Here is a 24,514-nt window from a genome sequence, read left to right as displayed (position 1 = left end):
TTTAGATTCCTAGGCTTTCTAAGGTGACCAAGCCCTTGGGCGTTTGCAAAGTGGCAACTATGTTTGCGGGGCCTTCAGCAACACTGATGTTGGCAAGCCCAATTGCATCATAAGCATCTTGTAATTTGCCAGCGCTTGCATGCTGAACCGATAAGCTCTTCAGCGAAATGCCAGAGCGAGGTAAATGATTGCGTGGATGCAACTTCATGGGATCAGCAGCCTCAGGCTTGCCCCATTGAATGAGTGTGGGCAGGGTGCCGTTGAACAAACGCTCGCCATCTGGGCGTACCGTAATTTGCCACTGCAGCAAGCCTTTCGGCGTCTTGCGGCTGGCGTGAATGATGGGGCCGCGATCAATGCTTTGTGCCTTCCAAGCATGACGCGCATCTTGGATGTTCTCGGTGTTGGCCACAAAGTGAATGAGCCTGGGCGATTTGATCAACTCAGCTTGAAGCGCTTTGTTGTCTAAATCAAACCATCTGGTAGGAGGTGGTTTTTTTTCGATGACGGCATCTGGGTTGATGGCGATGATTTCGAAATATGCCACTGGAAAAGTGGGCGTGGCGATTTTGAACAATCGATTGTGCGTGCCGTACTTTTCGTGCTCACCACCCGCTGCCGGTGTGATACCTAAAACGGATTCACACCATTCAACACCTTGTTGCAAGCTGTGGGCTGCAAGCACCAAATGGTCAATTTGGCTTTTCATCAAACGACTTCGAAGTCGATTTGAACTTTCAAGGATTGCGATTTGTCGCAAGCCAGTTCAAAGGCATCCACCGCTTTGTCCATGGGCAAGATGCCCGTGATCACAGGTTTGCCATTGATCAAACCTGAATTGAGGAATTGAACGGCATTGGCAAACTCTGCATGGAATCGGAAGGTACCGCGCAGGTCCACCTCTTTGGCAACCAGTTGGGTCATTGGAATGCTCATGTCGCCACCCATGCCCACAGAGACCAACACGCCGCGCGGCATGATGACATCCAGACCCGCACGCAAAGCGGGTTCACTGCCAGAGGCTTCAAAGACAGCTTCAAACTGGCCTTTGTCAACTTTGTATTTTTCGAGCAACTCAGGTTGCGTCTTGAGGTTGATGGTTTCATCGGCACCCATCTCTTGAGCGCACTTCAAGGGCAGGTCGGCAATGTCGGCGGCCACAATGCGGGCCGCTCCTGCACGACGCAATGCGCCGATCAGCAAGGATCCAATGGGGCCGCAGCCAGAGACAAACACTTGCTTGCCCAACACGCCGCCAGCACGTTGGATGGCGTGCAAGCCAACAGACAAGGGCTCGGCCAAGGCAGCCTCCGAAAGGCTAAGGTGTGCACCGATGGGATGCGCTTGATAGCCTTCGATGATGAGCTGCTCAGCAAATGCACCTTGAATGTGGGGGAAGGGCATGGCGCTGCCAAAGAAGCGCATGTGGAGGCAATGGTTTTGCTGACCCAATTGGCAGTAGCGGCATGAACCGCAAGGTCGCGACGGAGAAATGGCAATGCGTTGACCGACGGCCAGATGCTTCACGTTGGCACCCAGGCCATCCACCACGCCTGAAATTTCGTGGCCTAAGGCCATCGGCTGCTTGATGCGAACCGTGCCAAAACCACCGTGTTGGTAGTAATGCAAATCGGAACCACAAATACCACCAAAGGCAACTTTGACGCGAACTTGGTCCGGCCCCATGGCGGGCAGTTCAGTGGTTTCAATTCTTAAATCTTTGGCGGAGTGGCAGATCAGTGCGCGCATAGGAGAGCCTTATGGGGAATCTTCGTTTCAATGCTTAGAGTGTAGCCGTGACACCGCCATCCACGTACAGGATGTGGCCATTGACAAACTTGGAGGCATCGCTGGCCAAAAAGACGGCTGCGCCGCCTAAATCCTCAACATCGCCCCAACGTCTGCTGGGTGTGCGTCCTACCAGCCAAGAGGAAAACTGCGGGTCGTCCACTAGTTTTTGGTTCAGTTCTGTTTTGAAATAGCCTGGGCCGATGCCATTGACCTGAATGCCAAATTGTCCCCAATCAATGGCCATGCCTTTGGTGAACATTTTGACGGCACCTTTGGAGGCCGTGTATGGCGCAATGCCTGGACGACCTAATTCACTTTGGACGGAGCAGATGTTGATGATCTTGCCGCGACCACGCGGAATCATCTTTTGGGCCACCGTTTTGCCCACGTAGTAAACACTGTCGAGGTTGGTTCGCATGAGCGTGTGCCAATCTTCGTCCTTGTATTCATGCAAGGGTCCTCGAATTTGCATGCCGGCGTTGTTGACCAAAATGTCGATGGCACCCAATTTGGCTTCAATGTCATTCACTGCCGTGGTGACGGATTTGGCGTCGGTGACGTCAAATACGGCCTCGCTGACATTCAAGCCTTCGTCTTTGAGTGCTTGAGCTGCCGCCGAAACTTTCTCAGCATTGCGACCATTGATCACGACATGCGCACCTGCTTCACCCAATGCGCGTGCCAATGCAAAGCCAATCCCTGCGGAAGACCCTGTAATGAGGGCCAATTTGCCATTCAATTGAAATGTGCTGAGAACTGTCATAACTTCACTCTGTTTAACTCGATAACCATTTAAGCGGGCCCATCACCAAAATGGGGAAAGCAATCAAGAGACCCATGACCACGACTTGAGAGATCAAAAAGGGCATGACGCCCCGAATCACTTCATGCATGGGAATACGGCCAACGCCGCACACCACGTTGAGCACCGTACCTACCGGAGGGGTGAGCAAACCAATGGCGTTGTTGATGATGAACAACACGCCAAAGTAGACCGGATTGATGCCCGCTTCACGCACCAAGGGCATCAGCACTGGCGTCAAAATTAACACGGTGGGTGCAAAATCGAGCGCTGTCCCGACCACGAGCACCACTAGCATCAACATGATCATCAAGAGAGTGGGGTTGTCGATAAAAGGACGCAGCATTTCAACCACTTGGGCAGGAATGTTGGCGATGGTGATCAACCAAGCTGAAACCAAAGCTGCGGCTACCAAGAACATCACCACGGACGACGTTTTGGCGGCTGCCAAAATAATGCCGTACAAATCTTTAACTTTGATTTCGCGGTAAACAAACAAACCAATGAACAGCGAGTAAACCACGGCCACAACAGCCGCTTCGGTGGGCGTAAAGATACCCATCTTCATGCCGCCAATGATGGTGATGGCTAACAGGTAACACCAAAAAGCATCAATCGTGACGCGAACTTTTTCTTTCATGGCGACACGTTCAGACACTTTGACATTGTCTTTACGCGCCACGATCCACCAGGTCACGAGCAAGGCAACACCCATCAAGATGCCAGGAAAGATGCCCGCCATGAAAAGTTTGGAAATGGACACGCCACCAATCACACCAAACAAAATAAAGCCAATGGATGGGGGTATGACGGGGGCAATGATGCCGCCAGCGGCAATCAGACCTGCAGAGCGGTCCATGCGGTAGCCTGCCTCTCGCATCATGGGCATCAGCACTGCTGCCAAAGCGGCTGTATCAGCTACCGCAGAGCCAGACAAGCTGGCCATGATGATGGCCGCAAATACAGCTACATAGCCCAGCCCCCCTTTAAAATGCCCAACCCACACCAATGCTGAGTTGACAATGCGTCGGCTCATGCCGCCGGCATTCATCAATTCGCCAGCCAACATGAAGAAAGGGACGGCCATCAATGGAAAGTTGTCTGCACCATTGATTAAATTTTGTGACACGATTTGCGTGTCAAAGTTGTCCAAGTGCAGCATGAGCGCCACACCTGAAACGATCAGGGAGAAGGCCAGGGGCATGCCCAAAGCCATGGCAGCCAACAAAGAGCCAATGAATACTAAGACAGTCATTTGGCGCTCCCTTGCAAATGGGGTTTAGCGTCTTCTTCAGAGTCGGTGACTTGAATCAGGTCTGCTTCGTTGAAGTCGCCTTTGGCCAGTCTGACCAATTTGCCTACGATCATGAGGCCCATGGCAATACTGGTGATATAGCCTACACCGTAAACCCAGCTCATGGGCAATTCTGTCACGCCTGAGCGTGTGGTGGCATTGATACCGTGCTGTTTGAAAGTGCCGTAAAACATGAGAACACAGCAACCGAGCATCAGCAGATTCGAAATACCGAAAGCAATTTTTTTTCCGGTCAAACTGAGCTTTCGAACGACGGAATCTAGCCCCAAATGCGCATTGTCACGCATGGTCACAATGGCGCCCAAAAATGTAATCCAGATGAACAAAAATCGCGACAGTTCTTCAGAACTGATGATTCCGTCATTAAAGCCATAACGCAAAACCACATTGCCAAAAACCATGATGACCATGGCGGTCAACATGATGACCAAGGTGAACTCGGCGAGGCGAAAAAACAAGTCGTTGATTTTTTTCATAAGACACACATTGAAAAGCCCTCTTCAAGAGAAGAGGGCTTTTGGATCACACATTACTTCGTGTTTTCAATGGCTTGCAACAAAGCTGGGCCATTTTTTTCACCAAATGTTTTGGCAATTTCGGCAGACACAATTTTCTGGAAAGGTGCCATGTCGACGTTCTCAATGACTTGCATGCCAGATTTTTTCAGTTCTGCAACCACTTTGCCTGCATTGGCTGCATTCAAACCGCGTTGGTACTTGGCAGCTTCGCGAGCAGCTTCAACCACAATGGCTTGATAGTTGGCGGGCAAGGAATCGAATTTCCCTTTGTTCATGGCAACAATCAGGGGAGAGTAAACGTGGTTACTTACTGTCAAGTGCTTTTGAACTTCGTAAAATTTAGAAGACCAAGTGACGTTGATGGGGTGTTCTTGTGCGTCAAACGTACCTGTTTCCAAAGCGGTGTACAGCTCAGCAATCGGCATAGGTGAAGGATTCATACCCAAAAGTTTGAAGGCCTGAATGTGATAGGGGTTGGGGGTCGAGCGAATCTTCAAACCCTTCAAATCTTCAGGCTTGTTGACTGGACGTTTGTTGTTGGTGAAAGCACGCCAGCCGTTTTCCCAGTAGGCCAAGCCCTTCATGCCATGAGGTGCCAGTTCGTTCAAGACGCCAGTTCCCACAGCGCCATCCAGGACGGTGTAAGCATGTTGTGCGCTACGGAATACAAAGGGTAATTCCATGGCAGCTGTGTTGGGCACAATGCCGTTGTAGTTGGAGGCGCCGCTAGACACGATGTCGATGGTGCCACCGCGCACGCCGTTGATCATGGCAGCATCGTTGCCCAATTGATTGGCGGGGAAGATGGTGATTTCAACATCACCATTGGTGCGTTGCTTGACCAATTCGGCCAATTTGAGCGCTGCTGCGTGTTGGCCGTCTGTGGTGTTCACAGCGTGGCCCATTTTGAGGTTGAACTTGGCTGCAAATGCGGCCGAGCCCATGCTGGCGATCAAGCAGGCAATGAGAATGCGAGAAATTTTCATGGTTGAGTCTCCTGTGGTTTTAACGTGGGTGAAAAAAATCAATCGGTGGGCAGTGCATATTCGTCAGCACTGAATACCGTGTGAAAAACATTGCCATCAAACATGGCAATCAAATCTTTAGAAACTTCGCGGCTCTTTAATCGAACTTCAGAAGCCAATGCAACTTCAATCGACTCCCGCGTGGGGTAACGAACTGAGAGCACCATGCCAAAGTGAGGATCTGTGACATCACTTTCAACTTGACGCAAAACGCGGACTTCTTGAGCGCCAGGAAAGCGAGTCCATAAGGGGACCAGTTCTTTTCGGATGTAGTCATTGAAGGCTTGTTCTTTGCCCGGTTTGACATTGCCTTGAAAAAATGCGCATCGAATGAACATGGGAATCCTATGTGGTTTAAAAATTAGGTCAGCACATTGAGTGTTGAAGCGCGCAAAGCGTGAAGGGCTTGCTCAAGTATTAGGGAGACAGGTTGATCGATGTCGAGTGTGATGACATCTTTTTCATCTGCTGTCGGTTTTTGCAGTGTTTGCAATTGACTGTCTAGCAAGCCTGCTTGCATGTAGTGCCCCACGCGTTGCTGCATGCGTTGTCGAATCAGATCTGGATGGCCATCTAAAAATAAAAACACCACAGGCCCAGCATGATCTCGAATGCGATCCCGGTAAATGCGTTTGAGCGCCGAGCAGGCCACAATGCCGCCTGTTCCTGTTGGGTCGCCACTGCCTGTTAAGTAGTCTGCAATGCGATCAAGCCAAGGCCAACGGTCTTCATCTTGCAGTGCAATGCCCGCACTCATTTTGGCAACGCTTTCTGGCAGGTGAAGCTCGTCTCCGTCTTTCATTCGCAGTTGCAATGCGTCGCTAAGGCTGTGCGCTAAGGTTGATTTTCCAGAGCCAGACACGCCCATCACAATGATTCTCAGTGTTTGATCTTCAGATGACATGAGATTTTGAGTTTGAAGAGTGCCAGCTTGGACAGCGCTGTCCTAATATGTAAAAAAAGAGAAACTTGCGGTTCATCAATTTTTCATTAGGGAAATCGAGGGCTGATGAATGTGTTGAAATGCGATTAAATTCTTTGGATAGCGCTATCCTAACGACAATGATTTCAGTTCCTCTCCGGAATAACCCTTGAAGACCTCCTTAAGCCGTCCCAAACATCACAGATCGACAGGTCGCATTACCCTGAACGATGTGGCACAAGCTGCAGGCGTCAGTCCGAGTACGGTTTCTCGTGCTTTGAGGGGGGAACGCGCCGTTGACCCTGACTTGGTTCAACGGGTCATGGCTGTTTCTGAAAAGCTGGGTTATGTACCAGACCCTGCGGCGCGGGCCTTGGCATCTCAACGCAGTGACCACGTCACCATTTTGATTCCCTTGCTGACGAATGCCTTGTTTGTGGACTTGCTAGAAGCGGCGCAAAGAACCTTGCGCGCAGCGGGCTTCCAAACCTTGATGGGCGTCACGCACTACAACGCCAGTGAAGAAGAGCAACTGCTCAGGGAGCAAATGCACCATCGACCTGCAGGCATGTTGATCACCGGTTTGGATCACAGCCTCAGTACGCAAAAACTGATGGCACGGAGCAATGTCCCTTGCGTGCACTTGATGGACTTGCCTGAAGAATTGGGATCAACTTCTGCAGCTTTTGCTGAAGGAGAATCAATCACTTCAGGGCCGTATTGCGTTGGTTTTCGACAAGTTGATGCGGGGGAGGCCATGACACAGCATCTTTTGGCGCAAGGAAAAAAACGCATCGTCTTTGCGGCGGCACAGCTCGATCCTCGGGTCATGCAAAGATTGCAAGGTTGGCGTAAAGCCCTAAAGGCCAGTCAAAAGTACGACCCCAACTTAGAGTGGCTGAACCCTGCGCCTTCATCTTTGGCCTTAGGCGGCTTGATGTTTGAGCAAATCGTGAAGCAAAATCCAGCCGTCGATGCCATTTTCTTTTGCAACGATGACTTGGCGCAAGGCGCTTTGTTGGCAGCCATGCGTCTCGGTATCTCTGTGCCACAGCGAGTGGCCATTGCGGGCTTCAATGATTTAACGGGGAGCGATCAAATGTGGCCACCCCTCACCACTGTTCGAACACCCCGAGCACAAGTGGGGGAGGCTGCAGCCCAGATGCTGTTGCAGTTGATCCATGGTGAAACGCCTGAGCAAGCGCAGCTTGATTTGGGTTTTGAGATCGTTGTAAGGCAAAGCACCTAGCGAGTCACGCTAGAACTCCACTCAACTCAAGACATTGAGCAGAGGCTGACCTTGAGACAATCGATTGATATTGTCTGCAATGCTTTGCTTTCTTCTTTGCACCGTACCTGTCGTCCATCCAGACATGTGCGGCGTCATCAGCACGTTGGACAGGCTGGCAAAGTCATACTGAGAGGGCGCGCAAGTGGCTTGCTCGGTACTTGGGTATTGGTACCAAGTGTCGATGATGGCGCCAGCAATGTGCTTCGCGTGAAGTGCTTGATAAAGGGCTGCTTCGTCGATGACCGCGCCTCGTCCAACATTGACAATGACGGCATGGCTATTCATGCAAGCCAGCGCCTTTGCATCGACCAAACCTCGCGTGTTGTCGGTCAATGGCAGTGTCACAACAACTGCGTCGCAAATTTGCATGAAAGAATGCAAATCTTCCAGCTTGAAGCTTTGATCGACATCTGCGCTGGTGACGTCACTTCGATTGGCCACGACCACACGCATGCCGAACGCTTTTGCACGGTGGGCCAGGGTTTTGGCGATGTGACCAAAACCGATCAAACCCATGGTTTGGGCCCCAAGTTCAGTTCGCAGGGCACCCGGTCGCCCTGCAAAAAATGGCCATTCTTCTTTGCGCAAGGCGCGATCTGCTTCATGCAAAGGTACATGTCGCAACAACAGCGCCGCCATCACATATTCAGCAATGGCATTCTCATGGCCAAAGCAATTGGCCAATTGCGCATGGGACGGAAGGCAACTGCGTTGAATGCCATCGGTGCCAGCCGCGGGGGCTTGAAGCAGTCGCATTTTGTGGGGGTGGGGCATGTCCGCGTTCAAGGTCACGCCAACCACCACATCGGCAGTTTCAAAATGCGCTTTGTCTTCAGGCCCCTCAAACTCTTGTGAGATGGTCACAATCTGATGAGAACCTTGCAGCAAATCTTCCAAGCCTGGGCGGAAGTTGGCTGCATTGTCGCCATGAAAAACAATTTTCAAATTTCACTCAACTTTCTATGTGACGTCCTTGCAGGGGCTCAATCTTTAATCTGCTTTTGCGCCAGAGGCTCTGACAATGGGGCCCCAACGCTGGACTTCAGCCTTGTTCATCTCCGCCATGGTCTCAGGACTTGTACCGTAAATGATGTAACCTAGTTCGGTCATGCGTTTCACGAACTCGGGTGACTTGGTGCCCTTAACAACTTCCGCATTGAGTTTGTTGACGATTTCTCGAGGCGTGTTGGCCGCCACCATCAAACCAAACCATACGCCAGATTCGTAACCCGCCAAGCCAGCTTCTGCAATGGTCGGTACATCGGGCAAGGATGGGTCACGCTTGGCACCTGTTGTGGCCAGTGCTTTGAGCTTGCCTGCTTTGATATGGGGGAGTGCTGATGGAATGTTGTCGAACATCATCATCACTTGACCACCCAATAAATCGTTCATGGCTGGTGCGCTGCCCTTGTAAGGAATATGCGTCATGGTGATGTTGGACAGTGAACGGAACATTTCACCCGACATGTGAGTGCTGGTGCCGCTGCCACTTGATGCGTAATTGATGAAGCCTGGTTGAGCTTTACCCATGGCAATGACTTCGGTCACAGAGTTGGCCTTGACGGAAGGATGCAAGACCAGCACATTGTTCAAGGAGACCAAGGCCGAAACAGGTGCCAAGTCTTTGCTGGGGTCAAAGGGCATCTTGGCATACAGCGCGGGATTGATGGCCTGAATGCCGCTGGTGGTCATGAGCAAGGTATAGCCATCAGGCGCAGAACGCGCAACTTCGGCACCACCAATGTTGCCGCCAGCGCCTGGCTTGTTGTCAACAGTCACGGGTTGGCCCAAGTTCTTTGACAACTCGAGTGCAATTGCGCGTGAGGCGATGTCAACAGCGCCGCCAGGGGGGAAGGGGCAAACCAATCGAATGGGTTTGCTTGGGAAAGTTTGTGCCATGGCTGCTGGAGAGATCGTCAGAAGGCCTGTCAGACTTAAGGAAAGCGCTATGCCTGAAAGTAGTGTTATGGCTGAACGGCGTCGAGGAAAAGCAGTTTGAGAAGTTGTCATGATTTACTCCACAGTCAAAATCAAGCTATAGCCTATGAGAATTTTTAGAAACTCCCCACAGGATATTCCCTTGTTTGTGCGCTTGCCACCCCTGACAGAGACCCTAAATCGCGGTTTAATTCAGTTTGCTTTCACGGTTTGGATCCCAATGCCCAAAATTGCTTCTTTGTTATTGAACCTTGGTCACGCGCTTGACCATTTGTTTTTATTGATTTTCGCCACAGCCGTCAGTGCCATCGCCACAGATTTTGGCGTGGGGCGGTGGGAGGACATGATGCCCTACACGGTCGGTGCCTTTGTGATGTTTGGCTTGGGTTCCATTCCAGCTGGCCGCTTAGGTGACCTGTGGGGACGTCGCCAAATGATGTTGGTCTTCTTTTTTGGGATGGGCTTGTCAGCCATGGGGGTAGCGCTGACGCAAACGCCCTTGCAAATGGGGATTGCGCTGACGGTATTGGGAGTTTTTTCTGCCATCTACCACCCCGTGGGCATTCCCATGTTGGTTCAAAAAGCTGAGCGACCAGGACTGACCATCGGCGTGAATGGATTGGCAGGAAACTTGGGCATTGCCATGGCTGCCTTGTCCACCGGCTTTTTAGTGGCTTGGCAAGGATGGCGCATGGCCTTCATTGTGCCTGGGGTGGTGTCTATCTTGTGCGGCTTTCTTTTTGCATGGACCGCGCCCAATGAAACTTCAGCGCCAGCCAAGAAAAAATCAACGGTCGTTCAGTTACCGAAACAACTGGCTTGGCGCACTTTTGCAGTCATGGTGGCCACCTCCACGACCACCAGTTTGCTGTTCAATATCACCACCAATGGCAACACCCAGTTGTTGGCTGAACGCTTGGACGGGCTGGTCAACGATCCGACCCGCTTAGGTATGCTGTTGGCCGTGATTTATGCTGTTGCATCTTTGGCCCAATTGGTCGTCGGTCGATTGCTCGATTGGCTGCCAGTCAAACCTTTGTTCTTTGCAGTTTTGTTTTTGCAAATTGTGAGTTTTGCACTGGCGTCTCAAACCACGGGTTGGGTTTGGTATGTTGCTGCAATTGGCTACATGGTGATGGTCTTTGCAGCCATTCCATTTAGCGACACCATGGTGGTCCGCTACATTGACGATGCCATGCGCTCGCGCGTCAGTGGTACGCGGATTGCCATTTCATTCGGCATCAGTTCATTGGCTGTTTATTCGCTAGGACCCTTTGTCAAGGCGTCAGGTTTTACGCAATTGATGGTAGCGGCCTCTTGTGTGGCAGCCTTGGGTGCACTGATTGTGTTGTTTCTGCCCAATGAAGCTCAAATGAAGCCATCGGCCGATTAAAGGGCAGCCGTGGCCACCACTTCTAAGCGCCATTTGGGTGAGGCTAAATTCGCTTGAACTGTGGCACGTGGTGGCGTGTGACCAGGAACCACCCAAGCATCCCAGACTTTGTTCATCCCCTCAAAATCTTGCAGGTCGACTAAAAAGATTTGCACCATCAGCAGCTTGCTTTTGTCAGTGCCTGCGCGTGCAAGTAATTTGTCAATCGCATCCAAGACTTGTTGGGTTTGACCTTCAATGCCCAGGTTGGGATCCTCTGGTATTTGTCCTGCCAGATACACCACGCCATTGTGGATGGCCATTTCGGACAAACGCGTGCCGACATCAAATCTTTGAACCATGTGAATGACCTTGTTTGTGAGGTTTTGGAATAGAACGCATTTTGCCACTGCACAAGACACTAGAATGAAGTTTCATTGTCGACCCCTTGCTCAGGATGTAAACCCATGAAACTACCGAACAGTCTGCGTGCGCTTAAGCACCGGAATTTTCGATTGTTCATCGTGGGGCAGGGCACTTCGCAAATTGGCAACTGGGTCCAATTGATTGCCACCAGCTGGCTGGTCTATCGCTTGTCTGGCTCCACCTTGATGCTGGGGCTTTCAGCGTTCAGCTTGCAAATTCCCATGCTGGTCATCACGCCCTTTGCGGGCGTTCTGATTGATCGCATGGACGTTCGTCGTGTTTTGTTTGCGACCAATTCTTTGGCCATGATGCAATCCCTGGTGATGTTGGCCCTCATGGTCAGTGGTCAGATTGAGGCTTGGCATGTCATTGCAGGCAATGCTGTACTGGGACTGGGCAATGCATTTGATGCGCCTGCCAGGCAAGCCTTGATCTCTAAATTGCTGCCCAACCGGCAAGAACTGACCAATGCCATTGCCTTGAATTCAACGGTGATGAATGGCGCGCGTTTCATTGGCCCCATGTTGGGTGGAGTGGTTACGGCAACATTTGGCGAGGTTTGGAGTTTTGCCACCAATTGCACCATGCGCCTGGCCGTGCTGTATGCCTTAAGAGCAACAGAGATCTCCAAGCATGTTGCGCGCAGCCATCATGCCGGCATCGTTCGCCAGTTGATGGTGGGTCTTCGCTACGCTTATGGCTTTTTCCCCAGTCGCTGTGCATTGATTTTATTGGCCATCAGCAGTTTTTGTTTGCAGTCCTACGGTTCATTGATGCCCTGGTTTGCGAGTGAGCGATTTCATGGTGATTCTCGCACCCTAGGCCTTCTCTACAGTGCCGCAGGTCTGGGGGCTGTTTGCGGCATGCTTTATTTGGCCTCACGCACCAACATTCGAGGCCTGTTCAAAGTCATTGGACGAAGTGCCGCGGGGGCCAGCCTTGCCTTGATTGCCTTTTCGTTCGTGCCCAGTTTGTGGTTGGCCTTGCCCATGTTGTTCATCTCGTCGATGTGCATGATGTTGACAGCGGCTTCTACCAACACAGTGCTTCAAAGCATCGTGCCAGACGAACTGCGTGGCCGTGTGGCGGCGCTGTATGTCATGTCATTTTTAGGGATGTCACCCTTGGGCTCTTTGTGTTCAGGTTGGCTGGCCAGTTTGATCGGCAGCCAAAATGCCTTGGCCTTGTTTGGGGCGATCGCTGGCCTTGCCGCATTGATTTATGCGCAGTACTTTCAGCGCATTCGCACAGAAATTTTGCCCCTTTACGAATCCATGGACATACCCCATCACACTTCTTAAATTTGTGTGATGGAGCACCTCTGATGCGTCAGGGGGTGTGCTGTGCGAGGTAGGCAATGGCCGCAGCCATGCCGTTAGGGCCGTAAGGGATTTTTTGCACGGTCATGGCAGCTTCAATGCCAGCCAGTGCACCCAATATCATGGGCTCATTCATGTCGCCCAAGTGGCCAATGCGGAACACGCGACCGGCCAGGGGCCCAAGTCCACCCGCCATGGCCACTTGAAATTTCTCGCGAGCCACCACGCGCAAGGCCTCTGGGTCAATGCCTGGGGAAACTTCAACCGCCGTGACTGAAGTGGAAAATCCCAGTGGATCTTTGCAATGGAGTTTGACGGCCCCAGCCGTGGCCCAGCAGCGCACAGCCGCTTGGACTGCGCCGCCCAAGCGTTGATGCCTTGCATGAACAGCCTCCAAGCCTTCTGCTTTGAGTAAGCCTAAAGAAACTTCGAGTCCAGCCAAGTGGGCCAAGGGTGGCGTACCGCAAAATTTGGCAGATTGGTTGTCGGTTTTGCGCTCTTGCCAGCTCCAATAGAAACGTGGCTTGGCGTGTTGGATCGACCACGCGAATGCTTTGGCATTGGCCGCTACAAACCCCAAGCCTGGGGGCATCATCAATCCCTTTTGCGAGCTGCCCAAGCACACATCAACGCCCAATGCGTCCATGTCAAATGGCGCGGCAGCCAAAGAGGCCACCACGTCCACCACATACAGTGCCGGGTGACCCGTGCGATCAATGGCTTGGCGAATGGCAGCCAAGTCGCTGGTCATGCCACTGGCGGTGTCGGTGTGAACGGCCATCACCGCTGAAATGCGATGCGCCGTATCGGCTTTCAACGCGGCTTCAATGGCGCTGACATCAATGCGCTGGCCATCTTGGTGAGGGGTGCGTATCACGGACAAACCCAAGCCTTGGGTTTGAATGGCCCATTGATCTGAAAAGTGCCCTGAACCGGCAATCAACAAGCTGTGATTGTCTGAACCTAAGTTGGCCGCCACGGCTTCCCAAACACCGTGCCCATTGCTGGCGTAAAAATACACATCCGAGCTGGGGGAATTCAACAACTCTTTCATGCCTTTTTCGCATGCAACGATCAGAGCCGCTACGCGAGGATCGGCCAAGTCGGTCATGGGTCGCTGCATGGCGTGCATCACTTCATCGGGCACACGTGTGGGTCCGGGGGAATGCACAAAACGAATGCCTGGCAAGCGCGGCGTGATGGAAGAATTCATGTGTTGTACTTTCTTTTCAATGCTTCAAAAGAAGTGAGGGAACCGGCCAACGCGCTGGCCATTACAGTGGGTGGACTGGCCAACCAAACTTGCCCAGGGCCAGAACGGCCAGGGAAATTTCGATTGATCGCACTGACAGTGACTTGGTCGGACGACGTTGAAGAGCCTGGGCCGCAATTGGCACAGGCACCACAGGAGGGCTGAAGAATCCGCACCCCCATGGCTTTGAAGGTGGCATCGTAGCCCTTTTTTTGACAATGATCACGAACAGCGGTCGTGCCGTATTGCAAGAACACTTGGACATGGGGCGGGAATCTCAGGTTGCGCTGGTTGGCCCATGACAAGACCTCATGGTAGTGTTCAAAATCCTCGCGTTTACCCGCCGTGCAGGAACCGCCATAAGCCATGTCGATGCGAACGGCTTGTTTCATTGAATTCAAGGGAATGCCATTGCCGGGATCTCCGGGCGAAGCCACCATTGGGCTGAGTGCTGTCAAGTCAACTTTGAGCGTATCCGCGTAGACAGCCTCTGGGTCGCTGTGCATCCAATTTTCCAATTCAAAATCGATACCACGTCGCTCTTTGAGAAAACGCACGGTTTCCTGATCAGGCGCGATGATGCCCGTCAAACCACCTAGTTCGGCGGTCATATTGGTCAATGTGGCGCGTTCATCCGTCGAGAGGGTTTGAATGCCAGAGCCGGAAAATTCGAAAACCTTGCCGACACCCTGACCACTTTTGATCTTCGGTGTTGCCAGAAGGTGCAGCATGACATCTTTGGCGGTGATGCCCGCTGGCATCTGTCCCTCAAGATCAATTCGAAAGATTTGAGGGGAGGTCAGTCGAACGGCACCTGTCACAAAGGCGTTGGCCATGTCAGTGGTGCCCACCCCGAATGCCACACAACCCAAGGCGCCACTGTGAGGCGTGTGGGAGTCTGTGCCAACCACAATTTGCCCTGGCAAAGCATAGTGCTCTGTCATCATGGCGTGTGAAATGCCTGCACTGTTGCGGCCATCGTCCTGCGCCGCTTCGTCGTCCGTGAGTGTTTGATGGAATTTGAGCTGGTGCCTTTTGACGAATGCACGCTGTGCCTGTGACATGGCCTGCATGTTGGAAATCAGCCCGTTTTTCACATGTGCCGGGCTTTCGTTCACATACGAGGAGTGGTCTTCAAAAACCACAATTTGATCGGGATTGTGCAGCTCAAAATTCGGCCCCAAAGCAGACTGCATGAGCGTGTTGGCCATGCCCGTGTAGTACTCGTGAATGAAGCGCCAATGGGCTTGCACGAACATGCCTTCGCCTTGCTGCGGTTCGCGAGGTGTAAACGGCGCAATGAGTTGATGGCGATGAAGAATTTTTTCAAACAAACTCATTGCTTTGGCTTGCGCAGGCACTGCTGCGGACTGAAGCGTTTGAAGGTGTTGCTGTCCCCAACGAAGTAAACCACCTTCACTCAAAATGGCCGCGGCCAAAGGTTCGCGACCCTGGATGAGTGGTGGTGTTGGAATGTGCGTGAGGCTTGTCAGCGTCTCAAGCAACTCAAAATTGGTGCTAGTGAACAGGCCAATGTTGTCAGCGTTTTGTCTGTAGATGCGCTCAAAACTCTCAGCAATGATGCATTGCACACCAGCCATTTTTTCGGCGGTGGGGCTGTGTTCTCTGGAAGACCCTTTTCCATAGCGCTTGCCCGCAACAATGACCTGAAAACACGCAGCTTTCAGAACCCCTTTGCCAATTGGAAGGATGCCTTGGCATTGTGTTCCTGTGTGCGCATAGTTGCCCAATTGATCGTCGTAGTGGCTCAAGATGGCCACAGGCGTGATCTCGTCTGTTGAGACATCATCGCGCAGGGGGCGTGCTTGCGCCAACGTGATCACTTCGCCATTCAGTTGTCTTTGAATGAGTTGGGGGTCTTGACTTAAATAAAGGACGCGGATCGGAGCAGGATGGGTCATGTTGCGCGGAATTGATCAGGCAGAGCATAAATTGACTTTGGCCCGCTTGGGCGCATCATGGAGAAAAAGTCATAAGGGCGAAAAAAATACTAAACTAGCATCAAGACAAATGTATCAAGGAGACCCGCATGAACCGCAAAACAACTCAATCAACAAAGACTGCCACCCTTCACAAGCGACGCGCTGCGCTGGGACATCTGGCAACTATAGGTGCTCTGGCTGCGATGCCTCAGTGGGCCTTAGCTCAATCTGACCGTCCCTTGCGCTTGGTATTGCCAAATGCAACTGGATCGGGTGTTGATGCCATTACCCGTGCAGCCCAGCCTGCACTGTCAAAAGCCTTGGGCACCACCGTGGTTGTTGAAAATCAGCCAGGTGCTGGCGGTGTGGTGGGCTTGCAGACACTGTCCAAGGCTGCACCCGATGGCTTTACTTTGTCTGTGGTTTCCAACAACGTGGTGATTTTTCCAAGTGTTTTGAAGTCATTGCCTTTTGACATGCCTGGCGATTTCACACCCATCGCCATGATGGGTAGCACGCCCATGGTCTTGGTGGTTAACCCGCAGAAAGTGGCTGCTACCAACAGCCGCGAGTTCATTGCTTTGCTGAAGAACAAACCAGGCGAGTTGAACTTTGCTTCGGGTGGCAATGGCACCATTTTGCATTTGGCCGCTGAAATGTTCTTGGACGAGTCCAAGACCAGTGCCAAGCACATTCCCTACAAAGGTGTGGGCCCTATGGTGACCGACCTGCTTGGGGGTCAAGTTGAATTCGCAACTGTGGCGCTGCCCAGTGTGCAGCAGCACATCAAATCGGGTGCTCTGCGTGCCATTGGCATGTGCGGTTCACAGCGAGTGGCTGCTGCGCCAGAGATCCCAACCTTCATTGAGCAAGGATTGACTGGGTATTCTGTGGAAGCATGGTTTGCTGTCATTGGTCCCAAAGGCTTAAGCCCCGCCAACGTTAAGAGAATTCATGATGGCATCGTGGCTGCTTTCAACGATCCGACGGTGAAAGAAACCATGGCCAAGCAGGGCAACACCATCAACATCAGTTCACCTGAGCAAGCGCAGGCGGCATTTAAATCTGAAATGGCCAAGTACGCAGCCTTGGTTAAAAAAGCCAAACTCGAACCACAGTAAGCGGCGACCATCACATCATGGTGGAGTCCCGCAAAGCTTGGGTGGTGGTTTGGGCAACCTTTGTATGCTTGGCCACCATTTTTGGCGTGTCTTATTCGTTTGCTGCATTTTTTGAAAACTTCACCAAAGAATTCAATGCGCAGCGCGCCGACGTCTCCTGGATCTTTGGACTTTGTGGCTTGGTCTATTTCATCTTGGGAGCCTTTGGTGGCATGCTGGCAGACCGATGGGGGCCGCGCGTGGTTTGCATGCTGGGCATGGGCTTCATTGCGCTTGGCCTGTATGTCACCAGTCAGGCACAGTCTCTTTTGACTTTGTATTTCAGCTACGGTCTTTTGGTGGGATTGGGCATTGCATTGGTCTATACCCCGGCAATTGCCGCTGTGCAGCCCTGGTTTACAACGCGTCGTGGATTGGCTTCAGGCATTGCCAGTTCAGGTGTTGGCGCTGGTACGCTGGTGCTGCCTGTCGTCGTCAGTTATTGGATGACCCAAATGACTTGGCGTGAAACCCTTCAGTCCTTGTCTTTGGGCGTCGCTGTCGTTGGATTGCTGGCCGCATACTTATTAGAAAGAGCACCTCAAGCGGGGCAAGGACTTAAGCATGCCATGGCAGGTCTCAGCCTTGGAGAAGCCCTGAAAACGCCTGCTTTTCGTTGGCTGTATCTGGGGACGCTTTTCGGTGCGCCGGTCATGTTCATTCCCTTTGCGCACATTTCTGCCGCGGCGCGGGATGCAGGCGTTCCCGAAGCACAAGCGGTTGGCTTGGTGGGGCTGATTGGCATTGGCAGTTTGGTCGGACGTTTTGCCATTGGTTGGCTGGCCGACAGGTTGGGTCGTGTGAAGACGCTCATGCTGATGCAATGTTTGATGGGGCTCTCGTACTTGGTGTGGGCCGTTGCGGAAGATCGAATCGCGTTTGCCATCTTTGCGATGTGGTTTGGCCTCAGCTATGGCAGCATTGTTTCTCTCTTGCCTGCCATTTGCATGGATTTATTCGGTGGCAAAGCGGTCTCAGCCATCATTGGCACCCTGTACACAGGTGCTGCGTTTGGTAACTTGTTGGGGCCTGTTTTAGCGGGCCAGGTTTTTGACTTAACGGGGCAATACAACTGGGTCATTGGGATCACCCTTTGCATTGCAGCGGTGGCAACTTTCAGCTGCTGGCGCGTTTTGAAATATCCACAACACGCGAATTGACCTGCCGACTTTCGGCCCAATTTCCGAGGACTTCATGGAACTGAATCAGTATCTGGTTTTGGCCAGTTTTGCGGCCGTACTCATTGGCATGTCCAAGGGGGGATTGCCTTTGGTAGGCATGCTGTCGGTGCCCGTGTTGTCTTTGGTCATGTCGCCTGTTAAGGCTGCCGTTTTGTTGTTGCCGCTTTTCGTCATTTCAGACGCAGTTGGCGTCTGGCTCTATCGCAAGAGCTACAGTTGGGTGAATTTGAAAATATTGGTGCCTGCAGGCATTGCTGGCGTTTTGATTGGCTGGTTGACGGCCGCCATGATTTCAGAGCTGACCATCAAATTCCTGATTGGACTGGTGGGGGTGAGTTTTTGCTTGCAGACTTGGTTCAAACGAGGTCAATCAGATATTCCCCAGCCGGCATCACTTCCAAAAGGCATTTTTTGGGGTGGCGTAGCGGGGTTTACCAGTTTCATTGCGCATGCGGGTGGGCCACCTTTTCAGATTTTTGTCTTGCCTCAAAAATTGCCGAAAGCTGAGTTTGCCGGAACCGCAACCATCTTGTTTGCCATCATCAATCTGTCCAAGATTGCGCCATATCAAAATCTCAGTCCTTACACAGAAGAAGATTTCTGGAAGGTTCTTGTTTTGGTGCCGTTCGCATTGTTAGGTACTTTCCTTGGGGCCTATCTGACCAAGCGGATTGCGGATGCATGGTTCTTTCGACTGGTTCAAGCTGGTTTGTTTTTACTTTCCTTGAAGTTGATTTGGGACGCGGTGGCAACCTAAATCATTGATTGCCAACAGTTTGTCAATTAACTAAGCGTTGTTTAACAAGTTGTTAAATGGCATAATGTTGCTCAACATATTGTTACTTGACTAGAGTTTTAGATGAACAAAGTTATTTTGCGCGCGATTACGGCATATTCAAGGACGGATATGAAAAATGCCTCCGATGCAGCAGTCACGGTAAAGGGGCGGGAAGCTGTTTATTTGGGCAAGGAATACGTCATCCTAGAAGATGATGCATCCCAAAAACTGGTAGCCGTTTACAGATGTATGAATCGGGGTGAGCTCAAGCGCTTGAAGCGTTGGCCAGCCGGCCTCACTGAGCCCATTGCTTTGCCTGTTGAAAAAGTGATTGCGTCCCGCTTGCCGGCCATCTTGGAGCTGTCGCCCATCAAAGATGCGGCCAAATCAGATCTGGCCACCAAAACTAAAAAACAAAGAAACCTGAAAGCCAAGGATTCGAATCTGAATCAAACCGATCTTTTCGAATAAACCTGTCAGAGCCATTAAAAAAAGCCGCATCTGCGGCTTTTTTTGAACTCAACCAACACTGAACTGGGTTCGAGTGTTGGTTTTTGTGAGCTGCATTCAAGCTTTGGCGGATTGAATGATGGCGTTGAATGTTGGACTTGGGCACATGACCTTCTCTAGCAACTCAACAGAGGGCTTGAAGTAGCCACCAATGTCGACAGGCTTGCCCTGAACCGCTTTCAACTCTTCAACGATTTTCTTTTCGTTTTCTGTCAGAGCTTTTGCAATCGGTGCAAACTTGGCTTGCAATTCCTTGTCATCAGTTTGCGCTGCAAGTTCTTGAGCCCAGTACATGGCCAAGTAGAACTGGCTGCCACGGTTGTCCAATTCGCCTGTTTTGGGTGAGGGATTTTTGTTGTTTGCCAACAAAGTGCCTGTGGCTGCATCCAAAGTTTTGGCCAACAGTTTGGCTTTGTCGTTGTTGGTTTTGATACCCAAGTCTTCGAACGAAACGGCCAAAGCCAAGAACTCGCCCAAAGAATCCCAGCGCAAGTGATTCTCTTCCACCAGTTGCTGCACGTGTTTGGGGGCAGAACCGCCAGCGCCTGTTTCGTACATGCCACCTCCAGCCATCAAGGGCACGATGGACAGCATTTTGGCACTGGTGCCCAATTCCATGATGGGGAACAAGTCGGTCAGGTAGTCGCGCAAAATGTTGCCGGTGGCACTGATGGTGTCCAGGCCGCGAACAACACGCTCAAGTGTGTAACGCATGGCGCGCACTTGGCTCATGATTTGAATGTCCAAACCGTTGATGTCATGCTCGTGCAGGTACATCTTCACTTTGCGGATCAATTGGGCTTCGTGCGGACGGTATGCATCCAACCAGAACACAACAGGCATGCCAGAGTTGCGTGCACGGCTCACCGCCAGTTTGACCCAATCACGAATGGCAGCGTCTTTCACCTGGCACATGCGCCAAATGTCGCCTACTTCAACGTTTTGACTTAGCAAAACTTCACCGGTTTCCAGGTCGGTGATATTGGCCACGCCATCTTCTGGAATTTCAAAAGTCTTGTCGTGAGAGCCGTATTCTTCAGCTTGTTGCGCCATCAAGCCCACGTTGGGGACAGTACCCATTGTTTTGGGATCGAAAGCACCATGCCATTTGCAGAAATTGATCATTTCTTGATAGATGCGGGCGAAAGTTGACTCGGGCATAACTGCCTTCACATCTTTCAAGCGGCCATCAGCCCCCCACATCTTGCCACCATTGCGAATCATGGCAGGCATAGATGCATCGACGATCACATCGTTCGGTGAATGGAAGTTGGTGATGCCTTTTGCTGAGTCGACCATCGCCAGTTCTGGACGATGCTCATGACATGCGTGCAGATCGCGCATGATTTCTTCACGCTTGGAGTCGGGCAAGGTCGCAATTTTGTTGTACAGGTCAACCATGCCGTTGTTGACGTTGACGCCAAGGCTGTCAAAGAGCTCTTTGTGCTTTTTGAAGGCATCTTTGTAGAAGATCTTGACGCAGTGACCAAACACGATGGGGTGTGAGACCTTCATCATGGTGGCTTTAACGTGCAAGGAGAACATCACGCCAGTTTTGTGCGCGTCTTCAATTTCGCGCTCGTAGAAAGCTTCCAAAGCTTTCTTGCTCATGAACATGCTGTCAATCACTTCGCGGTCAACCAAAGAGACCTTTGGTTTCAACACAATAGTCTTGCCACTCTTGGTGATGAGTTCCATTTTCACGTCACGTGCACGCTCAACGGTCATGGATTTTTCGCCATGGTAGAAGTCGCCATGATGCATGTGCGACACGTGTGAGCGGGATGCTTGGCTCCACTCGGCCATGCTGTGTGGGTTTTTGCGCGCAAATTCTTTCACAGCGCGTGGTGCACGGCGATCTGAGTTGCCTTCACGCAAGACAGGGTTGACTGCAGACCCAGTGCACTTGGAGTAACGGGCTTTGATTTCTTTTTCTTGGTCGTTTTTAGGATTGTCTGGGTAGTCGGGCAGGGCATAGCCTTTGGACTGCAATTCTTTGATTGCACTGTTCAATTGGCCAACCGACGCGCTGATGTTGGGCAGCTTGATGATGTTGGCTTCGGGGCGGAGGGTTAATTTGCCCAAAATGGCCAAGTTGTTGGGGATGCGCTGCTCTTCTGGGAGCATGTCAGAGAACTCACCCAAGATGCGTCCTGCAAGCGAAATGTCGCTGGCTTCAACTTCAATCCCCGCAGGCGCCGCAAACGTGCGAACAACTGGCAGAAATGCCGATGTGGCCAGCAAAGGGGCTTCATCGGTCAGGGTGTAGATGATTTTGGATTTTTGATTAGACATTGTGTCCTCGTTTTTGTTGTGCAACAGTAAATCTCGAAAGCCAGTATTAGATCCTAAAAGAGAAGTCTGACACTGTGCTGATCTGAGAGAAAGTCGAAAAATTCAAGCCAAATTTCGCAAGGTGAAATATGGCTTGCGCCTAGGTTGCGGCGGTGTTTTATTGGATGGCAATCAGCTCCACATCGAACACCAAGGCCGCATTAGGCGGAATCAGGCCGCCACCGGCGCCAGAACTGCCATACCCTAAGGCGCTGGGGATGATCAGAGTCCGTTTTCCGCCCACCTTCATGCCCACCATGCCTTGGTCCCAACCGGCAATGACTTGGCCTGCTCCGAGTTTGAAGCTAAAGGGGGCACGGCCAACGGAAGAGTCAAACTGTTTGCCATGATTTTGTGCGGCTGTTGCATCGTAAAGCCAGCCGGTGTAGTTGACTGTGAGGGTGTTGCCTGCAACAGCGCTTGCGCCGGTACCTACTAAAGTGTCTGTGGTTTGCAAGAGCGTGGGGCCTGAAGGTGTGTTGTTACTGCCACCCCCACAGCCGGTTAACAAAGTTGCAAGCGTCAAGGTCAAGCAGAAAAAGATTTTTTTCATGGCGGCGTAAAAATAGGATTCAGTTTTGTGAAGGAGTCAGGCTTTGCGAACAAATTCCGTTTTGAGTTGCATGGCACCAAAACCTTCAATTTTGCAATCGATGTCGTGGTCGCCATCGATCAAACGAATGTTTTTCACTTTGGTGCCCACTTTGATCACACTTGAAGAGCCTTTGAGCTTGAGGTCTTTGATCAAGGTCACGGTGTCGCCGTCTTGCAAGACATTGCCGGAGGCATCTTTGAAAACCTTGCTGGTTTCAACTTCCGCTTGAACATGTTGAGGCCATTCGTGCGCACATTCTGGACAGATGAAATTTTCGCCATCTTCATAAGTGAATTCTGATTGGCACTGAGGGCAGTTGGGAAGAGTCATGTATGTCTAAAAGGTTTGCACTAGGTTTGAACTTTAGCACTTGGTCAAGTGTGTTTGATAGGTCCTCATAAAGATCATGCTTCATGGATATCGTTTGTATCTGCTGTACCCACCTAAATCCCGCTCAACAGGCTTCAGGACCATCACTGTTTGAGCAGGGACAGTGATGCGCATGAGGCCTGGCCCCATGGTGGTGATGTGTTTTTGTATGTCTGCGCCCAACAAGTCGACAAAGGGGGTGTCGTCCATCAAGCCTGCATTGGCAACCATGATCGTCTCAGAAACATCTGTTTTGCTGGGATTGGCCAAAACCAGTCGAGTCTCAAGCGTTTTGTCAGTGTATCTTTCAAAGGCAAACAGTCGTTCACTTTCGATTCGGCGATAGTTGCCCACGCGCAGCGCTCTGTTTTGCTGATGCAGGTCGATCAGTTTTTTGAGCCAAATCATTTCTGGGTGGTCAGTGCCAACCCAATCCCATCGCATTGGGTTTCGATTTTCAGGATCACCACCACCGGTCATCCCGATTTCAGTACCGTAATACACATTGGGGGAGCCCGGCAAAGTAAATTGCAAAGATTGAACCCAACGGCGTTGTTTGGCGTCAGGAAACTGCGTGGCAATTCTAGGAATGTCGTGGTTGTCAATGATGTTCCAAGATTTCAACATGGGTTCAATGCCTGCATCTTGGATCATGCGTTCGATCATTCGCGCAGTTGTCACAGCACTGATCTCACCTTTTGCAAGACCCAAAATCATTTCTCTCAAAGTGAAGTTCATGACGCCATCCATCGCGGTCAGCCACTGATCGGGGTAATTGACTATTTCGCCAACGACCAAAGCGTCTTTTTTTTCTTGGCGTGCTGCTTTTGTGAGGGCGCGCATGTAGGGCAGACCCAGTTCGTAAGCAGTGTCCAAACGCCAGCCGTCTGCCCCATCACGGAGGTAGCCGCGAACCACGGAATCGGGGGCTTCATACAAATATTGGCGAACTGCAGGGTTTTCTAAATTCAATTCAGGTAAATTTTGAAAGCCTGTCCAAACGCGAGCGCCTCCTTTGTATTGCGCACCGATTGCAAACCAATTGCGCCAAGGGCTGTTGGGGTTGACCATGGCGTCTTTAAACTGTGGTGAGTTGCGGCCCATGTGATTGAACACACCATCTAACACCACTTTTAAACCTAGTTGATGGGCATGCTTTGCAAATTCTTTGAAGTCCTTGCGGCTACCAAATTCTGGCGAAATGGCTTTGTAGTCCAGAGCGTCGTATTTGTGATTGGTCCATGCTAAGTGAATAGGGTTCAAGTAAATTGCGGTGGCACCCAGTTGCTTGACATGGTCGAGTCTGGTCCCAGCGCTTTGAATGTCGCCTCCCCAAAATTCAAGCTCTTGACTGTTGAGCTTTTGGGCTTCTAACTCGGTGCCGCGCTGAGGCTGTTCATGCCATTCTTTGAGAACCTTGGGTGATGGATAGAGGTGTTTTTTTGCTTCTAAATGATCAGAAGGTACAAACCGATCGACAAGAATTTGATAAACGATGGCGCCATTTCGCCAGTCCATTTCGCGAGCCTCAAAAGTTTTGCCATTTGGCAAGACTGGGGTGGCTTGCGATGCAAATACATTCCAAAAAATCAGGGTGACGACAATGCGTGAAGGGCTGAGGGTGCTCATTAAATTCTTCTATTCTTTTAGATTGATGACTGATTATCGGATTG

General features: G+C 51.4%; 24 protein-coding genes. 7 read left to right on the top strand and 17 right to left on the bottom strand.

All coding sequences use genetic code 11. From position 1 onward, the window contains the following. Window position 1: 1 nt before the first annotated feature. The 8 genes from L103DPR2_RS09895 to L103DPR2_RS09860 are packed head-to-tail and all read right to left on the bottom strand — an operon-like array spanning window position 2 to window position 6,355. Complete coding sequence (locus L103DPR2_RS09895) at window positions 2-709, bottom strand: VOC family protein (RefSeq protein ID WP_055360943.1); 708 nt, start codon at window positions 707-709, stop codon at window positions 2-4. Further along, window positions 709-1,749 (bottom strand): L-idonate 5-dehydrogenase, encoded by a 1,041-nt coding sequence (locus L103DPR2_RS09890; protein ID WP_055360942.1) that lies wholly within the window; start codon window positions 1,747-1,749, stop codon window positions 709-711. Before L103DPR2_RS09890 ends, L103DPR2_RS09895 begins: the two co-directional genes overlap by 1 nt. Before the next feature lie 34 nt (window positions 1,750-1,783). After that, a complete protein-coding gene (locus tag L103DPR2_RS09885; RefSeq protein WP_055360941.1) occupies window positions 1,784-2,554 on the bottom strand; it encodes a glucose 1-dehydrogenase in 771 nt (256 codons plus the stop codon). A 13-nt stretch (window positions 2,555-2,567) separates the two neighbouring features. Further along, a complete protein-coding gene (locus L103DPR2_RS09880; protein ID WP_055360940.1) occupies window positions 2,568-3,848 on the bottom strand; it encodes a TRAP transporter large permease in 1,281 nt (426 codons plus the stop codon). Next, window positions 3,845-4,384 carry a TRAP transporter small permease gene (locus tag L103DPR2_RS09875; protein WP_055360939.1) on the bottom strand — a complete coding sequence of 180 codons (540 nt, stop codon included), beginning with the start codon at window positions 4,382-4,384 and terminating at the stop codon, window positions 3,845-3,847. The genes L103DPR2_RS09880 and L103DPR2_RS09875 overlap by 4 nt, the downstream gene beginning before the upstream one ends. A gap of 53 nt (window positions 4,385-4,437) precedes the next feature. Then, window positions 4,438-5,412 (bottom strand): TRAP transporter substrate-binding protein, encoded by a 975-nt coding sequence (locus L103DPR2_RS09870; RefSeq protein ID WP_055360938.1) that lies wholly within the window; start codon window positions 5,410-5,412, stop codon window positions 4,438-4,440. 38 nt (window positions 5,413-5,450) lie between these two features. Beyond that, window positions 5,451-5,789 carry a hypothetical protein gene (locus L103DPR2_RS09865; protein WP_055360937.1) on the bottom strand — a complete coding sequence of 113 codons (339 nt, stop codon included), beginning with the start codon at window positions 5,787-5,789 and terminating at the stop codon, window positions 5,451-5,453. Window positions 5,790-5,812: 23 nt separating this feature from the next. After that, entirely contained in the window at window positions 5,813-6,355 is a 543-nt protein-coding gene (locus tag L103DPR2_RS09860; RefSeq protein WP_055360936.1) for a gluconokinase, read from the bottom strand. 187 nt (window positions 6,356-6,542) lie between these two features. Here L103DPR2_RS09860 and L103DPR2_RS09855 point away from each other — a divergent pair, with 187 nt between their 5' ends. After that, window positions 6,543-7,622 carry a LacI family DNA-binding transcriptional regulator gene (locus L103DPR2_RS09855; protein ID WP_055360935.1) on the top strand — a complete coding sequence of 360 codons (1,080 nt, stop codon included), beginning with the start codon at window positions 6,543-6,545 and terminating at the stop codon, window positions 7,620-7,622. Window positions 7,623-7,643: 21 nt separating this feature from the next. Here L103DPR2_RS09855 and L103DPR2_RS09850 read toward each other — a convergent pair whose 3' ends face one another. Further along, complete coding sequence (locus L103DPR2_RS09850; protein ID WP_055360934.1) at window positions 7,644-8,609, bottom strand: 2-hydroxyacid dehydrogenase; 966 nt, start codon at window positions 8,607-8,609, stop codon at window positions 7,644-7,646. Between the two features lie 45 nt (window positions 8,610-8,654). Continuing rightward, on the bottom strand, window positions 8,655-9,563 hold the full coding sequence (locus L103DPR2_RS09845) for a Bug family tripartite tricarboxylate transporter substrate binding protein (protein WP_231717621.1): 909 nt from the start codon (window positions 9,561-9,563) through the stop codon (window positions 8,655-8,657). Between the two features lie 259 nt (window positions 9,564-9,822). Here L103DPR2_RS09845 and L103DPR2_RS09840 point away from each other — a divergent pair, with 259 nt between their 5' ends. Continuing rightward, window positions 9,823-10,995: an MFS transporter gene (locus tag L103DPR2_RS09840; protein ID WP_055360932.1), complete on the top strand. Its 1,173-nt coding sequence runs from the start codon at window positions 9,823-9,825 to the stop codon at window positions 10,993-10,995. Here the strand turns inward: L103DPR2_RS09840 and L103DPR2_RS09835 are convergent. Further along, window positions 10,992-11,336, bottom strand: a complete 345-nt coding sequence (locus tag L103DPR2_RS09835) for a RidA family protein (RefSeq protein ID WP_055360931.1) — start codon at window positions 11,334-11,336, stop codon at window positions 10,992-10,994. The two genes, L103DPR2_RS09840 and L103DPR2_RS09835, sit on opposite strands and share 4 nt — an antisense overlap. Before the next feature lie 105 nt (window positions 11,337-11,441). Here L103DPR2_RS09835 and L103DPR2_RS09830 point away from each other — a divergent pair, with 105 nt between their 5' ends. Next, window positions 11,442-12,701 (top strand): MFS transporter, encoded by a 1,260-nt coding sequence (locus tag L103DPR2_RS09830; RefSeq protein ID WP_055360930.1) that lies wholly within the window; start codon window positions 11,442-11,444, stop codon window positions 12,699-12,701. 28 nt (window positions 12,702-12,729) lie between these two features. Here L103DPR2_RS09830 and L103DPR2_RS09825 read toward each other — a convergent pair whose 3' ends face one another. Both L103DPR2_RS09825 and L103DPR2_RS09820 read right to left on the bottom strand, forming a co-directional pair. Continuing rightward, window positions 12,730-13,932 carry a pyridoxal-phosphate-dependent aminotransferase family protein gene (locus L103DPR2_RS09825; RefSeq protein ID WP_055360929.1) on the bottom strand — a complete coding sequence of 401 codons (1,203 nt, stop codon included), beginning with the start codon at window positions 13,930-13,932 and terminating at the stop codon, window positions 12,730-12,732. Further along, window positions 13,929-15,893 carry an aconitase family protein gene (locus L103DPR2_RS09820; protein ID WP_055360928.1) on the bottom strand — a complete coding sequence of 655 codons (1,965 nt, stop codon included), beginning with the start codon at window positions 15,891-15,893 and terminating at the stop codon, window positions 13,929-13,931. Before L103DPR2_RS09820 ends, L103DPR2_RS09825 begins: the two co-directional genes overlap by 4 nt. Window positions 15,894-16,021: 128 nt before the next feature. On the opposite strand from L103DPR2_RS09820, the gene L103DPR2_RS09815 reads away from it, so the two are divergent. The 4 genes from L103DPR2_RS09815 to L103DPR2_RS09800 all read left to right on the top strand — a co-directional run bounded on the left by L103DPR2_RS09815 (window position 16,022) and on the right by L103DPR2_RS09800 (window position 19,504). Then, a complete protein-coding gene (locus tag L103DPR2_RS09815; protein WP_055360927.1) occupies window positions 16,022-17,035 on the top strand; it encodes a Bug family tripartite tricarboxylate transporter substrate binding protein in 1,014 nt (337 codons plus the stop codon). Between the two features lie 17 nt (window positions 17,036-17,052). Continuing rightward, entirely contained in the window at window positions 17,053-18,234 is a 1,182-nt protein-coding gene (locus L103DPR2_RS09810; RefSeq protein ID WP_055360926.1) for an MFS transporter, read from the top strand. Between the two features lie 34 nt (window positions 18,235-18,268). Then, the gene (locus tag L103DPR2_RS09805; RefSeq protein ID WP_055360925.1) at window positions 18,269-19,012 is read left to right on the top strand and encodes a sulfite exporter TauE/SafE family protein; all 744 of its coding nucleotides are present in this window, start codon (window positions 18,269-18,271) and stop codon (window positions 19,010-19,012) included. 150 nt (window positions 19,013-19,162) lie between these two features. After that, window positions 19,163-19,504: a hypothetical protein gene (locus L103DPR2_RS09800; RefSeq protein WP_055360924.1), complete on the top strand. Its 342-nt coding sequence runs from the start codon at window positions 19,163-19,165 to the stop codon at window positions 19,502-19,504. A gap of 96 nt (window positions 19,505-19,600) precedes the next feature. Here the strand turns inward: L103DPR2_RS09800 and L103DPR2_RS09795 are convergent, their stop codons facing one another. The 4 genes from L103DPR2_RS09795 to L103DPR2_RS09780 form a co-directional block, all read right to left on the bottom strand. Further along, window positions 19,601-21,838 (bottom strand): NADP-dependent isocitrate dehydrogenase, encoded by a 2,238-nt coding sequence (locus L103DPR2_RS09795; RefSeq protein ID WP_055360923.1) that lies wholly within the window; start codon window positions 21,836-21,838, stop codon window positions 19,601-19,603. Between the two features lie 157 nt (window positions 21,839-21,995). Then, window positions 21,996-22,430: an FKBP-type peptidyl-prolyl cis-trans isomerase gene (locus L103DPR2_RS09790; protein WP_055360922.1), complete on the bottom strand. Its 435-nt coding sequence runs from the start codon at window positions 22,428-22,430 to the stop codon at window positions 21,996-21,998. 36 nt (window positions 22,431-22,466) lie between these two features. Beyond that, complete coding sequence (locus L103DPR2_RS09785) at window positions 22,467-22,802, bottom strand: zinc ribbon domain-containing protein YjdM (RefSeq protein WP_055360921.1); 336 nt, start codon at window positions 22,800-22,802, stop codon at window positions 22,467-22,469. Between the two features lie 81 nt (window positions 22,803-22,883). Continuing rightward, the gene (locus tag L103DPR2_RS09780; RefSeq protein WP_055360920.1) at window positions 22,884-24,470 is read right to left on the bottom strand and encodes a glycoside hydrolase family 13 protein; all 1,587 of its coding nucleotides are present in this window, start codon (window positions 24,468-24,470) and stop codon (window positions 22,884-22,886) included. Window positions 24,471-24,514: the final 44 nt, after the last annotated feature.

Origin of the sequence: Limnohabitans sp. 103DPR2 (assembly GCF_001412575.1) — a bacterium.
GTDB lineage: Bacteria > Pseudomonadota > Gammaproteobacteria > Burkholderiales > Burkholderiaceae_C > Limnohabitans_A.
Note: the sequence above shows the minus strand (reverse complement) of the source record. Positions and strands in the feature narration are given on the sequence as shown.